9 protein-coding genes are annotated in these 14,693 nt (G+C 73.5%); 3 read left to right on the forward strand and 6 right to left on the reverse strand.

Annotated features, from left to right (window positions below):
- Positions 1–25: 25 nt before the first annotated feature.
- From N4G63_RS06725 to ligA, 4 genes are all read right to left on the reverse strand, one after another.
- Positions 26–1,510: a DUF6600 domain-containing protein gene (locus tag N4G63_RS06725; RefSeq protein ID WP_314599497.1), complete on the reverse strand. Its 1,485-nt coding sequence runs from the start codon at positions 1,508–1,510 to the stop codon at positions 26–28.
- A gap of 94 nt (positions 1,511–1,604) precedes the next feature.
- Positions 1,605–2,438, reverse strand: coding sequence for a type I methionyl aminopeptidase (gene map / locus N4G63_RS06730; RefSeq protein ID WP_260786662.1), 834 nt, complete (start codon positions 2,436–2,438; stop codon positions 1,605–1,607).
- A gap of 34 nt (positions 2,439–2,472) precedes the next feature.
- Positions 2,473–3,018: a peptide deformylase gene (gene def, locus N4G63_RS06735; protein WP_260785485.1), complete on the reverse strand. Its 546-nt coding sequence runs from the start codon at positions 3,016–3,018 to the stop codon at positions 2,473–2,475.
- 49 nt (positions 3,019–3,067) lie between these two features.
- Positions 3,068–5,197 carry an NAD-dependent DNA ligase LigA gene (gene ligA, locus N4G63_RS06740; RefSeq protein ID WP_314599498.1) on the reverse strand — a complete coding sequence of 710 codons (2,130 nt, stop codon included), beginning with the start codon at positions 5,195–5,197 and terminating at the stop codon, positions 3,068–3,070.
- Positions 5,198–5,304: 107 nt separating this feature from the next.
- On the opposite strand from ligA, the gene N4G63_RS06745 reads away from it, so the two are divergent.
- The gene (locus tag N4G63_RS06745) at positions 5,305–8,028 is read left to right on the forward strand and encodes a M1 family metallopeptidase (protein ID WP_260785483.1); all 2,724 of its coding nucleotides are present in this window, start codon (positions 5,305–5,307) and stop codon (positions 8,026–8,028) included.
- A 16-nt stretch (positions 8,029–8,044) separates the two neighbouring features.
- Here N4G63_RS06745 and N4G63_RS06750 read toward each other — a convergent pair whose 3' ends face one another.
- Both N4G63_RS06750 and smc read right to left on the reverse strand, forming a co-directional pair.
- Positions 8,045–9,124: a cell division protein FtsZ gene (locus tag N4G63_RS06750; protein WP_260785482.1), complete on the reverse strand. Its 1,080-nt coding sequence runs from the start codon at positions 9,122–9,124 to the stop codon at positions 8,045–8,047.
- Positions 9,121–12,648 carry a chromosome segregation protein SMC gene (gene smc, locus N4G63_RS06755; RefSeq protein ID WP_314599499.1) on the reverse strand — a complete coding sequence of 1,176 codons (3,528 nt, stop codon included), beginning with the start codon at positions 12,646–12,648 and terminating at the stop codon, positions 9,121–9,123. The genes N4G63_RS06750 and smc overlap by 4 nt, the downstream gene beginning before the upstream one ends.
- A gap of 338 nt (positions 12,649–12,986) precedes the next feature.
- Here smc and queF point away from each other — a divergent pair, with 338 nt between their 5' ends.
- Together queF and N4G63_RS06765 are read left to right on the forward strand one after the other, a co-directional pair.
- Entirely contained in the window at positions 12,987–13,361 is a 375-nt protein-coding gene (queF, locus tag N4G63_RS06760) for a preQ(1) synthase (RefSeq protein WP_443112042.1), read from the forward strand.
- Between the two features lie 74 nt (positions 13,362–13,435).
- Positions 13,436–14,689 (forward strand): MFS transporter, encoded by a 1,254-nt coding sequence (locus N4G63_RS06765; RefSeq protein ID WP_260785481.1) that lies wholly within the window; start codon positions 13,436–13,438, stop codon positions 14,687–14,689.
- Positions 14,690–14,693 lie beyond the last annotated feature (4 nt).

The raw sequence follows: 14,693 nt of genomic DNA on the forward strand, positions 1-14,693 counted from the left end.
GCAGCACGGCCGGCCCGGGGATTGATCAGTGCGGCGCGTGCTGGGCCCGGTCGCCATGGCGGCGCGGGCCTTGTTCGGCGGAGCGCGGCTCGCGTTCTCGCTCGCCCCGCATCGGCCGGGGTGACGCCACCGGCGGTGCGGCCTGCGCGGGCGCGGCTGGCGGCGGCATCACCGGCACGGGCGCCGCCGGCATGGCCGGCTTGGGTGGCGCCGCCAGCGGCGCAGGCGGGGGCACCTGCGCAGGCGGGGCCAGTGGTGCGGGTGCCGCTGGCTGTTGCGGCGAGTGGTGCTGTAGCACGTTGTGATGTGGCACGTGGCGCTCCGGCACGTGGTGCTGCGGCGCTTGGTGCTGCGGCGCATGGTGCGGCACGTGCTGCCGGGGCGCCTGATGCGGCACGGGCTGTGGCGGCAGCAGGGGCTGGTGCACCGGCGGCCGATGCACCGGCGGCGGATGCAGCTGGCGCGGTGGCATCGGATGCGGCAGCAGCGGCTGCGGCTGCGGCCGCGCATGGCTCCAGCCCGGTTGCACGGGCCGGTAACGGTGGCGTGGAACCACCGGCCCCGGCGACCAGCACCAGCGGCCGCCCAGCAGCAGCCATTGGCCATAGTGGAAGGGCGTGAAGCCCCAGCGCGCGGCGTCGATCCAGGTCCAGCCCCAGGGCGACAGCCACACCCAGCGGCCGTCGCGGTACGGCGCCCAGCCGGGCGGCAGCTGGCGCGGCTGCCACACCCGCCCGGCCTCGGGGTCGTCGCGCCAGTCGCCCCAGCGCTGCAGGTCGCCGGCACCGGGCAGGCTGGCCAGGTCGGCGGGCAGTGCGGCCGCTGGCGCCGTGTCGGCACGGGCCTCGCGGCGGGCCCAGTCGGCAAAGTCGTCGCGGTCCACACCCGTCCAGGCGTGGTGGGTGCGCGGCGGCCGGCCCTGCAGCCAGAAATCGGCGCGCCGGCCCTCGCCCAGACTGAGTGCGCTGTCGTCGGCATCGAAGTGCCACTCGCCGTCCCAGGCCGTGGCCTGGGTGCTGTCGTGCACGCGGCTGGCACGGTAGTGGCCCGCACGCCGCGGCCACAGCCGGCCCTCGGGCGTGCGCAGCTCGATGGCGCGGGTGCCGGGGTCGGCCAGCACATGCAGCGCCAGATCGCCGCGCGGCAGCCACAGCCGCAGCTGCCCGGCATCGAGCTGCTCGATGTGCAGCTCGCTGTCGGCGCCCAGGCGCAGGGTCAGGCTGTCGAGCTGCAGCACGGCGCGGCCCGCGGCGCCGGTGCGCAGCCGGTCACCGCGGCCCAGCGGCCAGTTGACCAGCGAGGCCTCGCGGCTGTCGTGCCAGGTGTCGCGGCCGTTGGCGCGCTCACGGTCCTGGCGCGAGCTGCGCGGCTCGCCCTCGGCTTCGTCGCTGCGGTCAAGCAGCCACACCGGGCCCTGGGTGGCGGCCAGCCGGCCTACCCGCAGCGGCTCGTCATCGGCCGCCCAGGCGCTGCCGGCCTGGGCCAGCCACAGCAGCAGCAAGCTGCGCACGATTACCAGGCCTTGACCCCACAACGCCCGCGCCCAGCGGCTGGCTCGTGCCATTGACAGACTTTCAAGCGCCCGCCACCGGGCGCACCAGCACTCAACGCGCCAGAGGCCTGCCGCGCTGACCGCCGGCCGGCGCGCCCTGCGCGGCCACGAAGTCCAGCCAGCCCTGGCGCTCGCTCGGCCGCAGCGTGAGGGGCTCGGCGCCCTGTTCGGTGACCAGCACCGTGTGCTCCCATTGCGCCGACAGGCTGCGGTCGCGGGTCACCACCGTCCAGCCGTCGGCCAGGGTGCGGCAGGCGTGGCCACCGGCATTGAGCATCGGCTCGATGGTGAAGCACATGCCCAGCAGCAGCGTGATGCCGGGGTTGCCGGTGCGGTAGTGCAGCACCTCGGGCGCCTCGTGCATCTGCTGGCCGATGCCGTGGCCGCCGTAGTCGCGCACCACGCTCAGGCCATGCGCCTGGGCATGGCGCTGGATGGCCGCACCGATGTCGCCCACCCGCGCCCCGGGCCGCACGGCCAGCAGGCCCAGGTACAGCGCCTGCTGGGTCAGCGTGGCCAGGCGCGTGCCGGCCAGCGTGGGCCGGCCGGCCGTGAACATGGCGCTTGAATCGGCATGCCAGCCCTGGCAGCTGGCCACCAGATCGATGTTGAGCAGGTCACCGTCGCGCAGCGCCTTGTCGCCCGGCACGCCGTGGCAGACCACCTGGTTGACCGAGATGCAGCTGGCATGGCGGTAGCCCTGGTAGCCCACGCAGGCCGGCACCGCACCGTGGTCGGTGATGTAGTCGTGGCACAGGCGGTCGAGCTGCGCGGTGGTGATGCCGGGCCGCACATGGGCGCCGATCATCTCCAGCGTGCCGGCCACGATGGCCGCGGCCTCGCGCATGCGGGCGATGGCCTCGGGCGTCTTGATCAGGGCGGACATCAGCATGGCCAGGCTCCTTGCGGCGGGTGGTGGCTCAATCGTCGTCGCCGGCGCTGGCATCCAGCCCGGGAAACAGCACGCTGGTGAAGCCCAGCTCGCGCAGATCGCTCATGCGCGTGGGGTACAGGCGGCCGATCAGGTGATCGCATTCGTGCTGCACCACGCGGGCGTGAAAGCCATCGGCCTCGCGCTCGATCGGCCGACCCAGCGGGTCGACCCCGCTGTAGCGGATGCGCGCATGGCGCGGCACGCGGCCGCGCAGGCCGGGCACCGAGAGGCAGCCCTCCCAGTCGCTTTCCAGCGCCTCGCCCAGCGGCGTGATCTGCGGGTTGATCAGCACCGTGGCCGGCACCAGCGGGCGGTCGGGGTAGCGCGGGTTGGGGCCGCCGCCGCCAAAGATCACCACCTGCAGATCGACGCCGATCTGCGGCGCGGCCAGGCCGGCGCCCTGCGCGGCCACCATGGTCTCGGCCATGTCCACCAGCAGCTGGTGCAGCTCGGGGGTGTCGAAGGCGGTGACCGGCTGCGCCACGCGCAGCAGGCGGGCATCGCCCATTTTCAGAATCTCTCGCACGGCCATGGGCTGGGTTCCTCGGCGGGGGTTTTGGATCAGGTGGCGGTGATCGAACTCAGGCCGCTGGCCCGGCCGCCGCAGCGCCGGCCAGCAGGGCCTGCAGGCCGGCTTCGTCCAGCACGGTGATGCCCAGCTCGCGCGCCTTGTCGAGCTTGCTGCCGGCCTCCTCACCCGCCACCACGGCATAGGTCTTCTTGCTCACGCTGCCGGCCACCTTGCCGCCGGCGGCCTCGATCAGCGCCTTGGCGTCCTCGCGGCCCAGGCTGGGCAGGGTGCCGGTGAGCACCAGGGTCTTGCCGGCCAGCACCTGCGGCACCGTGGTGGCGCCCTCGCCTTCGGGCCAGGCGATGCCGGCGGCACGCAGCCGCTCGACCACCTCGCGGTTGTGCGCCTGGTCGAAGAAGCTGCGGATGCTGTGGGCCACGATGGGGCCCACATCGGGCACCTGCAGCAACTCGGGCTCGGGCGCGTCCATCACTCGGTCCAGGCTGCCGAAGTGGCGCGCCAGGTCCTTGGCCGTGGCCTCGCCCACCTGGCGGATGCCCAACGCGAACAAGAAGCGCGGCAGCGTGGTGGCCTTGCTTTTCTCGAGTGCGGCCACCAGGTTCATCGCGCTTTTTTCGCCCATGCGCTCCAGCGCGCTGAGCTTGGCCAGGCCCAGGGTGTACAGCTCGGGCAGGGTGCGGATCAGACCGCCGTCGACCAGCTGATCCACCAGCTTGTCGCCCAGGCCTTCCACGTCCATCGCACGGCGGCCGGCAAAGTGCAGCAAGGCCTGCTTGCGCTGGGCCGGGCAGAACAGGCCGCCCGAGCAGCGGTAGTCCATGCCGCCACGCTCGCGCTCGGCCAGGCTGCCACACACCGGGCACAGCCGCGGCCAGATGCGGAAGTTGGGCACATAGGCCGCGCGCGCGCCGGGCAGGCGGCCCACCACCTCGGGAATCACGTCGCCGGCGCGGCGCACGATCACCCGGTCGCCCACGCGCACGCCCTTGCGACGCAGCTCGAACAGGTTGTGCAGCGTGGCATTGCTCACCGTGGTGCCGCCCACGAACACCGGCTCGAGCTTGGCCACCGGCGTGAGCTTGCCGGTGCGGCCCACCTGCACGTCGATGCCGTTCAGCCGCGTGGCCTGCTCCTGCGCCGGGTACTTGTGGGCCACGGCCCAGCGCGGCTCGCGGGTCTTGAAGCCCAGCTGCTGCTGCAGCGCCAGGCTGTCGACCTTGTAGACCACGCCATCGATGTCGAAGGGCAGCGCGTCGCGCTGCGCGGCGATGTGCTGGTGAAAGGCCACCAGGCCTTCGGCGCCCTGCACCGCCGCGTTCTCGCGCGCCACCGGCAGGCCCAGCCCGGCCAGCGCCGCCAGCAGGCCGTGCTGGGTGGCCGGGGGCTCGTGGCCCGCGATCCAGCCCTGCACCTCGCCCAGGCCATAGGCAAAAAAGCTCAGCGGCCGCTGCGCCGCCTGGGTGGAGTCGAGCAGGCGCACCGCGCCGGCCGCGGCATTGCGCGGGTTGATGTAGGTCTTGTCGCCACGCTCGCGCTGGCGCTCGTTGAGCGCCTCGAAATCGTCGCGGCGCATGTAGACCTCACCGCGCACCTCGAGCACCGGCGGTGCCTCGCCCTGCAGGCGCAGCGGGATGGCGCCCCCGGCCCCGGGCCGGCCGCGCACGGTGCGGATGTTGTGGGTGACGTCCTCGCCGCTCTCGCCATCGCCGCGCGTGGCGGCCTGCACCAGCAGGCCCTGCTCGTAGCGCAGATTGATGGCCAGGCCGTCGAACTTGAGCTCGGCGTGGTAGGCCACCGGTGGCGCGTCGGCGGCCAGGCCCAGCTCGCGCCGCACCCGCGCATCGAAGGCGCGCGCGCCCTCGGCGCTGGTGTCGGTCTCGGTCTGGATCGACAGCATCGGCACCACGTGGCGCACCGGCTGCAGCCCGTCCAGCACGGCAGCGCCGACGCGCTGGGTGGGCGAATCGGCACTGCGCAGCGCGGGGTCGGCGGCCTCCAGCGCCTGCAGGGCCTGGAACAGCCGGTCGTATTCGGCATCCGGGATCTCGGGCGCCGCCAGCGCGTGGTAGCGGTGGCCGTGGTACAGCAGCAGTGCCCGCAGCGCGGTGGCGCGGGCGGCGGGATCACCGGCATCGCCCGGATCGGCGGGCGGTTCGGGCAGGGCAGGCAAGGCGGGCATGTCGGGCATCAGGGCGCCAAGTTTAGGGGGCCGGCGCCGCGCCGCGTGCGGCCTCTGTACAGTGCCGCGCAACGGGCGCCCCACCGCGCCTGCATGAAGCTTTGTCCATGCCCTCTCCCGCCCCCCTGCTGCGCCTGGCGCTGACCGGCCTGCTGATCACCCTGGCCGCCGCCGCGCCGGTGCACGCAGCCACGCGCACGCCGGCCCGCGCGGCGCCGCTGCCGATGCGCCTGCCCGAGGGCGTGCGGCCCACCGCCTACCGCCTGTCGCTGGTGGTCGACCCGGCCCAGCCCACGCACCGCGGCGAGGTCGAGATCGACATCACATTGAGCAAGCCGTCCGGCACGGTGCTGCTGCATGCCAAGGACCTGCGCATCACGGCCGCCTGGGCCGAGACCGGCGCCCACCGCCGCGCGGCGCAGGTGCGCCAGCGCGACCCCGAGCGCATCGAGCTGCGCCTGCCGCGCCCGCTGCCGGCCGGCAAGGCGGTGCTGGGCCTGAGCTTCGAGGGCCGGCTGCAGGACAAGGACGTGTACGGCCTGTTCCGCCAGCGCGACCGCGAGGACGCAGCGGCCGCAGCGCCCGGCGGCGGCTGGGCCGCGTTCACGCAGTTCGAGGCCACCGGCGCACGGCTGGCGTTTCCGCTGTTCGACGAGCCCGGCTTCAAGCTGCCCTGGAGCCTGAGCCTCACCGTGCCCGAGGGCCTCACCGCGGTGGCCAACATGCCGGTGACCAGCGAGAGCCCGGCCGCCGGTGGCCGCAAGCGCGTGCAGTTCGCCACCACGCCGCCGCTGCCGGCCTACCTGCTGGCCTTTGCGGTGGGTGACTTCGGCGTGCGCGAGGCGCCCGCCAGCAGCCCGGCGGGCACGCCGATCCGCTTTGTGGTGCCGCGCGGGCGCGAGGCCGAGGCCGAATTCGCCGCCGGCATCACCGGCCGCGTGCTGGAGCAGCTGGAGCGCTACTTCGACATGCCCTACCCCTACGCCAAGCTCGACAGCCTGGCGATCCCGGTCACGGTGGGCTTCTCGGCCATGGAGCACCCGGGCCTGGTGACCTATGCCTCCACGCTGATGCTGGCGCCGCCGGGCCAGGCCTCGGCCTCGTTCCGGCAGGAGTACACCAGCACCGCCGCGCACGAGCTGGCCCACCAGTGGTTCGGCAACCTGGTCACGATGGCCTGGTGGGACGACCTGTGGCTCAACGAGTCCTTCGCCTCCTGGCTGGGCGACCGCATCACCGCCCAGGTGCTGCCCGACGCCGGCTGGGACGCCGCTCCTGCGCACGCTCGGCGCTGGGCCATGCGCGCCGACCGCCTGGCCAGCGCGCGCCGCATCGAGCAGCCGGTGCGGGTGGACGAGGACATGGGCAACCTGTGGGACGCCATCACCTACCAGAAGGGCCAGGCCGTGCTGGGCATGGCCGAGGGCTGGCTGGGCGAGGCGCGGTTCCGCGAGGGCGTGCAGCGCTACATGCAGCGCCATGCCTGGGGCCATGCCACCAGCGCCGACTTCTTTGCCGCGCTTGGCACAGGCGCCTCGGGCACCGGCACGCCCCAACCGACCCCGGACGACGCCGCGCTGCCGGCCGCCATCCGCAGCTTCACCACCCAGGCCGGCATTCCGCTGCTGCACGCCACGCTGCAGTGCACGGCCGGCCAGCCGCCACAGCTGCTGCTGGCCCAGTCGCGCCTGCTGCCGCTGGGCTCGCCCGCGGTGGCCGGGCCGCCCACCCGCTGGCAGGTGCCGGTGCGCGTGCGCACCCCGGCCGGCCTGACCCGCCTGATGCTGGATGCGCCGCAGGCCACGCTGACCCTGCCCGATGCCGACTGCCCGGCCTGGCTGAACGCCAACGCCGACGGCAGCGGCTACTACCGCGTGGCCTACGCGGCCGACGGCCTGGCGCGGCTGACCAGCGCCTCCACCCTGGCCAGCCTGACGATCGGCGAGGCGCTGACCCTGATCGACGATGCGGCCGGCCTGCACGACGCCGGCCAGATCGACACCGCCGCGGCCCTGGCCGTGGTGCAGGCCTTTGCCGGCCACCCGCGCCGCGCGGTGGTGGAGGCCGCGGCCGAGCTGCTGGCCCACCTGAAGCCGCTGGCCGAGGCCGGCGCGGCCCGCACGGCCTATGCCGCCCGCTGGCAGGCCGCGTTCGGCGAGCGCGCCCGCGCGCTGGGCTGGCGCGCCCGGCCCGGCGATGGTGACGACGCCAACCTGCTGCGCGCCGAGCTGCTGCCACGGCTGGCCGAGCTGGGCGACGACGCCGTGCTGCGCGCCGAGGCCCGAGCGCTCACCCTGGCCTGGCTGGCCGATGCCGAGGCCCACGCGCTGAGCAGCGACCTGCGCCGCGCCACCTTGTCAGCCGCCGCGCTGGACGGCGACGCGGCCTTGTTCGACGCCCTGCTGGCCACCCTGCGCCGCAGCAGCGACCGCACGCTGCGCAGCGATCTGCTCAGCGCGCTGGGCCACTTCCGCCAGCCGGCCCTGGCGCAACGCGCCCGGTCGCTGCTGCTGGACAGCGGCATCGACATCCGCGAAAGCCTGTGGCCGCTGATGGGCGGCCAGACCGCCGACGCCACCACCCGCCGCGCCGCACTGGCCGATGTGGCCGGCCAGTTCGAGGCGCTGGCCCGCCGCATGGGCCGCGACGATCCGGCGGGCCTGCCGCGACTGTTTCGCAATGCCTGCGGTGCCGACGAGCGCCGCCAGCTCGAAGCCGCCTTCGGCCGGGCCATGCCGCGCTACCTGGGCGGCCAGCGCGCACTGCAGCGCACGCTGGAGTCGGTGGACCTGTGCAGCGCCTGGCGGGCGCGCCAGAGCGCCAGCTTCTGAGCGGGTCAGCGCGCCATCAGCTGAACAGACGCCGCGCCGCGGCCGAGCCGGCGGCCAGATCGCGCTGTTCGAGCGCCTGGTACAGCACCTTGAGGTCTTCGCCGATGCCCACGAAGGCCTGCAGGGTGATGGCGCGGCCGGCGTCGTCGCACACCGTGGCGTCGATCTCGGCGGCCAGGCGGCGGGCGGCGTCCTGCCAGGCGGGATAGGGCTCGGTGGCCTCGGCGGTCTGCGGCACGTCCAGGCTCAGCGTCACCGAGCGCACCGCGGCCACGTTGGGGTCGTCGGCCAGCGCGGCCTGGGCGTCGAAGCCCAGCACCAGCACCGGCGGCGCGCCGTCCTCGGCGCCGGGCAGCACCAGGCGGCCGGGCAACACGCCGGGCACAAAGCCATGGCGGCCGGCAGCCTGCTGCAGATAACCCACCGTCCACGCGGCATCGTTGGCGCGCAGCACCACCGCCAGCTGGGCGTCGTGGGCGCTGGCAAAGGCATCCAGCTCGCGGGCATGGCCCACCACTTCCAGCATGTCGGGCAGGTCGACCATGGCGCCCACCGATTCGGCAAAGCCCTGCAGCTTCTGCACGAACTCGCTGTACTCGATCTCGTTGAGCGCGCCCGAGCGGTTGGCCAGCTGCACGCCGGCCTGGAACTCGGTGTAGCGCCGCCCCGGAGCCGGCAGCTCGAACTCGCCGCTGTCGGTGCTGAGCCCCTCGATCAGGAAGGGCTTGGTGCCGGCACGTCGGGTGGGCGGCAGGTGCATCAGGGCCAGCTCGCCGGTCACCGGCGACTCCAGCCGCAGCATCGCGATGGCATCGATCAGCGGATCGAGCCGCGCGGTCTTGCGCGGCACCACGGCCGGGCGCAGCTCGGCCAGGGCCTGCATCGCGCCTTCGGCCTCGGCGGCGTCGGCCGCCGCGTCGTCGGGGGCGCGCGTGACGGCCGCCGCGCCGCCCATCACCGGCTCGAGCCGGCTGTCGCCCGCGCCCTCGGCCTGGCGCGGCGTGGCCTTGCGCGCGCTCCACACCCCGTGGGCCACCACGCCCGCCAGCACCACGCCCGCGGCGATGGCCAGGCCTTCCATCAGGCCGAAACTCATGCGTCCACCATCTTGGCAGCGGCTTCCATGTCGACGGCCACGATGCGTGACACGCCCTGCTCCTGCATGGTGACCCCGATCAACTGCTCGGCCATTTCCATCGCGATCTTGTTGTGGCTGATGAAGAGGAACTGCGTGCCCTTGTGGCTCATCTCGGCCACCAGCTTGGCATAACGCTCGGTGTTGGCATCGTCCAGCGGCGCGTCCACCTCGTCGAGCAGGCAGAACGGCGCCGGGTTGAGCAGGAAGATCGCGAACACCAGCGCAATCGCGGTGAGCGCCTTCTCGCCACCCGACAGCAGGTGGATGGTGCTGTTTTTCTTGCCCGGCGGCTGGGCCATCACCTGCACGCCGGCATCCAGGATCTCGTCGCCGGTCATCACCAGCTTGGCATTGCCGCCGCCAAACAGGCTGGGGAACATGCGGCCGAACTGCTCGTTGACCAGGTTGAAGGTCTTGCCCAGCAGGTCGCGGGTTTCGAGGTCGATCTTGTGGATGGCGTCTTCCAGCGTGCCGATGGCGTCCAGCAGATCGGCGTTCTGCGCGTCGAGAAAGGTCTTGCGCTCGCGCGCCGCGCTCAACTCGTCCAGCGCGGCCAGGTTCACCGCGCCGAGCGCGGCGATCTCCTTGTTGATGCGGTCGATCTCGCCCTGCAGGCCCCACAGCTTGAGGCCGTCGGCCTCGATGCGCGTGGCCAGCGCCGCCAGGTCGACGTTGGCCGCACTGAGCTGCTCAAGGTACTGGGCGCCGCCCAGCTGCGCCGCCTGGGCCTCGAGCTGCAGCTTGGTGATCTGCTCGCGCAGCGGCTGCAGGCTGCGCTCGAAACCCATGCGCTGCTCGTCGGCGGCGCGCAGCTTGTGCGACAGGTCGTCGTACTCGCTGCGCTGCGCTCCCAGCGCCTGCTCGCGCTCGAGCTTCAGCGCCAGCGCGGTCTGCAGGCCGGCCTGGGCGGCGGCGTCGTTCAGGGTCTCGAGCTCCAGCGCCATCTGCTCGCCGGCCTGGGCATTGCCCTGCACCTGCTGCGCGGCGGTCTCGATCATGCGCTGCAGCTCGCCGCGGCGGGCCGCCAACGCACGCGCCTGGTACTGCGACTCCTGCGCCTGGCGTTCCAGCGTGCGCAGCTGCTCGCGCGCGTCGCTGAGCCGGCGCTCGGCGTTGATCACCGCCTCGTCCAGCTCGGCATGGCGCTCCTGCGTGGTGGCCAGCTGCAGATCCAGCTCCTCGAAGCGCGCCTCGCCCATGGCGCGGCGTTCCTGCAGCTGCTCGTCCTGGGCATCGATCTCGGCCAGCTCCTCGTCCAGCTGGCCACGGCGCAGCTGGGCGGCCTCGGCCTGCTGGGCCAGGCGCAGCAGCTCCACCTGCAGCTGGTGGGCGCGGGTCTGGGTGTCGGTGGCCTCGCGGCGTGCGCCCACCAGGCGCTGCTGGGCGTCGGCATAGGCCGCCTCCAGCCGCACCAGGGCGCTGCGGGCCTCGTCGGCGATCAGCGCCTGGGCGCGGATCTGGCGGTCGAGGTGCTCGATCTCTTGCGCGCGCGCCAGCATGCCGGCCTGCTCGGAATCGGGTGCGTAGAAGGCCACCGCAAACTGGCTCACCGCATGGCCTTGCGCGGTCATGATGACCTCGCCATGGGTCAGCTGGCCACGCTGGGCCAGGGCCTCGTCCAGGCTGGCGGCGGTGTACACGCCTTCGAGCCAGTCGTTGAGCAGCGCCTTCAGGCCCTCGTCACCGGCGTTCTGGCCCAGGCGCAGCAGGTCGCTCAGGCGCGGCAGCGTGCGGTGGGTGTTCTCGATGCCGGCAGCGGGCGCGGTGTAGAAGGCCAGGCGGGCCGGCGGCGCATCGGCGGCAAAGGCGCGCACGGTGTCGAGGCGGCCGATCTCAAGCGCACTCATGCGCTCGCGCAGCGCGGCCTCGAGGGCGGTTTCCCAGCCGGGCTCGATGTGGATGCGGGTCCACAGCCCGGCCAGGCCGTCGAGCCCGTGCTTGGCCAGCCAGGGCTTGAGCTTGCCTTCGGTCTGCACCTTGTCCTGCAATGCCCGCAGCGCGGCCAGGCGGGCGCCGATGTCGGCGTGCTTGCGCGCCTCGTCGTTGGCCTGCTGCTGCTGGCTGCGGCGCTGGTCGTCGAGCGCCGGCGCCTGCTCCTGCAGCTCGTGCAGGCGGGCCTCGGCCACGGCATGGGCCTCGTCGGCGGCGGCCGACTGGGTGCGCAGCTCGTCCAGCCGGCTCAGGTCGGGCGCGGCCAGGCCGCGGCGCTCGCCGTGCAGGCGCTCGCGGCGCCCGCGCAGGCCCTTGCCCTGCTCGTCAAGGTGGCGGCTCTCGCTGGCCAGCACCTGGATCTGCTGCTGCACCTCGGCCACCTTGCCGCGCTGGGCATTGGCCTGACCCTGGGCGGCGCGCACGGCGTCCTCGGCATCGGGCAGGCGCATGGCCTGCTCCTCGGCCTGGGCGGCCAGCAGCTCGGCGCTTTCATCGGCGGCGGCGATCTGCTCGGCAATGGTGTCCTGCTCGGCCAGCGCCTCGTCGCGGCGCAGCTCCCAGCTGGCGCTCTGGTTCTTCAGATCGGCCAGGCGCTGCTGCAGCTTCTGGCGGCCTTCCACCACGTAGCGGATGCGCTCCTCGAGCCGGCTGACCTCGAGCGAGGCATCGGCCAGCGCGCCCTGGGCCAGGTGCAGGCGGTCGCTGGCCCCGTAGTGCGCCTGGCGCACGGTCTCGAGCTCGGCCTCCACATGGCGCAGCTCGGCCAGGCGGGCCTCGAGCGCGTTGGTGGCCTCCAGCACGGCCTTTTGCACGCGCTGCTCCTCGCCGGCCGCGTCGCGCTGCTTCAGAAACCACAGCGCATGCAGCTTGGTGGTGCCGGCCTCCTGCAGCGCGTGGTAGCGCGCGGCCACCTCGGCCTGCTTCTCGAGCTTGTCGAGGTTGGCGTTGAGCTCGCGCAGGATGTCGTCCACCCGGGTGAGGTTCTCGCGCGTGTCCTTCAGCCGGTGCTCGGTCTCGCGGCGGCGCTCCTTGTACTTGGAGACACCCGCAGCCTCCTCGAGAAACAGGCGCAGCTCTTCAGGCCGGCTCTCGATGATGCGGCTGATCGTGCCCTGGCCGATGATGGCGTAGGCACGCGGCCCCAGGCCGGTGCCCAGGAACACGTCCTGCACATCGCGCCGGCGCACCGGCTGGTTGTTGATGTAGTAGCTGCTGGTGCCGTCGCGGGTGAGCACGCGCTTGACGGCGATCTCGGCAAACTGGTTCCACTGGCCGCCGGCGCGTGCGTCCTCGTTGCTGAACACCAGCTCCACGCTGGCGCGGCTGGCCGGCTTGCGGTGGCCCGAGCCGCTGAAGATCACGTCCTGCATGCTCTCGCCACGCAGCTCGCTGGCCTTGCTCTCGCCCAGCACCCAGCGCACCGCGTCCATGATGTTGGACTTGCCGCAGCCGTTGGGGCCCACCACACCCACGCGCTGGCCAGGCAGCTGGAAGGTGGTGGGTTCGGCGAAGGACTTGAAGCCCGAGAGCTTGATCTGGTTCAGACGCATGCGCGAAACACCGCGGGCGGGCCGCGCCCCGGGCTCGGCGAGCGGCTGCAAGTGCTTGATTTATATGGTTTTATCGCACCCGGAAAAGGGTTCGAACGGGGCCGGATGATACCATCGCGCCCCCTTTCGAGACCCGGCCGTCGAGCCGTGCCGCCATGGCCAAGAAGCCCTCCGCCCCGAACCCCTCCGCCACGCGCCCGGCCAACGCCGGCCAGCCGGCGCGCCGCAAGTCGGGCGCCAAGGCCGCCGCGGCCGCCCAGCCGCAGGCCCAGCCGCGCCCGCTGCCGCCCAACCCGCCCAGCGCACCCAGCAAGCAGCTGCACAGCTTTGACAACCCGATGCCCGGGCGCGACTACCTGATCCAGTTCCAGGTGCCCGAGTTCACCTGCCACTGCCCGCTGACCGGCCAGCCCGACTTCGCGCACTTCACCATCGACATGATTGCCGACAAGCTGTGCGTCGAGCTGAAGAGCCTGAAGATGTACTTCTGGAGCTACCGCAACGAAGGCGCGTTCCACGAGAAGGTGACCAACCTGATCCTCGACGACATCGTGGCCGCCACCGATCCGCGCTTCATCCGCATCACCGCCAAGTGGTATGTGCGCGGCGGCATCTACACCAATGTGGTGGCCGAGCACCGCCAGAAGGGCTGGAAGCCGCAACCCGCGGTGGATCTGCCGGCCCTGCCGATGGAGCGCGGGCTGCTCGGTTGAGCGCTGCCGGCGGCCGCGCCGCCCCGCACCCGCACCCGCACCCGCACCGGTTGCCAGCGCCGCCCGCGGCCCCGGTGACCCACTGGCCCGCGGTGCTGGCCGCCGCCGGCGCCGGCGTGGCGATCGCGCTGAACGTGGGCAAGGTGCCGCTGGCCATCGGCGCGCTGCGCGCCGAGCTGGGCCTGTCGCTGGTGCAGGCCGGCTGGGTGTCGTCGGCCCTGGTCACGCTGGCGGTGTGCGCGGCGCTGGCCGTGGGCCTGGTTGCCGGGCGCCTGGGGGCCTTGCGCCTGCTGCTGGGCGGCCTGCTGCTGGGCGGCCTGGCCTCGCTGTCGATCACGCTGCTGCCACCGGCCCTGCTGGCCGGCCAGGCGGGTGCGGCGGGTGCGGCGGGTGCGGGGGCAGGCAGCGCGGGCGCGGGCTTTGGCTGGCTGCTGGCCGCCCGGCTGGCCGAAGGGGCCGGCTTTCTGGCCGTGGCCGCCACCGCGCCCACGCTGATCAGCGCCGCCGCGGCCCCGGCCGACCGGCGTTTTGCGCTGGGTGTGTGGGCCACCTACCTGCCGGCCGGCGCCGGGCTGGCGATGGCCTTGTCGCCGCTGCTGCTGGCCTTGGCCGGCTGGCGCGGCCTGTGGTGGCTGGCCAGTGCGGGCCTGTTCACCGCCGCGGCGGCGGCCTGGCTGCAGCGCGCGCACTATGCCGGCGCCGCGCCCGGCAGCCATGCCGGCGACTGGCGCCCCACGCTGGCCGTGCTGCGCCAGCCGCTGCCCTGGCTGTACGGCCTGGCCTTCGGGCTGTGGGCGCTGCAGCACTTTGCGCTGATCGTCTGGATGCCCAGCTTCCTGCGCGAGCAGCGCGGCCTGGCGCCGGCCAGCGTGGCCCTGCTCACCTGCACCATGCTGCTGGCCTGCGTGCCGGGCAACCTGATCGGCGGCATGCTGGTGCAGCGCGGCGTGTCGCGCGGCCGGCTGATCGTGGCCACCCATGCCGCCACCGGCCTGCTGGGCCTGGGCTGCTTCAGTGCCGTGCTGCCCGATGGCCTGCGCTTTGCCTGCAGCGTGGCGCTGTCGTTCGCGGGCGGGCTGATCCCGGCGGCGGCCTTGTCGGCCTCGGTGGCGCTGGCGCGCACGCCGGCGCAGATAGGCGCGGTGCAGGGCGCGGTGATGCAGTGTTCGCAGCTGGGCCAGTTCATCGGCACACCGCTGATCGCCGCGGTGGTGGCGGCCAGCGGGCAATGGGCCTCGGCGCGCTGGGTGACGGCCGGCGCGGCCGCTCTCGGCATGCTGCTGGGCGGCCTGGCACTGCGCGCCGAGCGCCGGCTGCAGGCGGGCTGAAGCC

It is taken from the genome of Aquabacterium sp. OR-4 (assembly GCF_025290835.2).
Taxonomy (GTDB): domain Bacteria; phylum Pseudomonadota; class Gammaproteobacteria; order Burkholderiales; family Burkholderiaceae_C; genus Pseudaquabacterium.

Bases quoted from the DNA above. Each gene is read 5' to 3' on its own strand.
- def (WP_260785485.1), bottom strand. From the start codon at position 3,018: ATGGCCGTGCGAGAGATTCTGAAAATGGGCGATGCCCGCCTGCTGCGC.
- map (WP_260786662.1), bottom strand. From the start codon at position 2,438: ATGTCCGCCCTGATCAAGACGCCCGAGGCCATCGCCCGCATGCGCGAG.
- queF (WP_443112042.1), top strand. From the start codon at position 12,987: ATGCCCGGGCGCGACTACCTGATCCAGTTCCAGGTGCCCGAGTTCACC.
- N4G63_RS06750 (WP_260785482.1), bottom strand. From the start codon at position 9,124: ATGAGTTTCGGCCTGATGGAAGGCCTGGCCATCGCCGCGGGCGTGGTG.
- ligA (WP_314599498.1), bottom strand. From the start codon at position 5,197: ATGCCCGCCTTGCCTGCCCTGCCCGAACCGCCCGCCGATCCGGGCGAT.
- N4G63_RS06745 (WP_260785483.1), top strand. From the start codon at position 5,305: ATGCCCTCTCCCGCCCCCCTGCTGCGCCTGGCGCTGACCGGCCTGCTG.
- smc (WP_314599499.1), bottom strand. From the start codon at position 12,648: ATGCGTCTGAACCAGATCAAGCTCTCGGGCTTCAAGTCCTTCGCCGAA.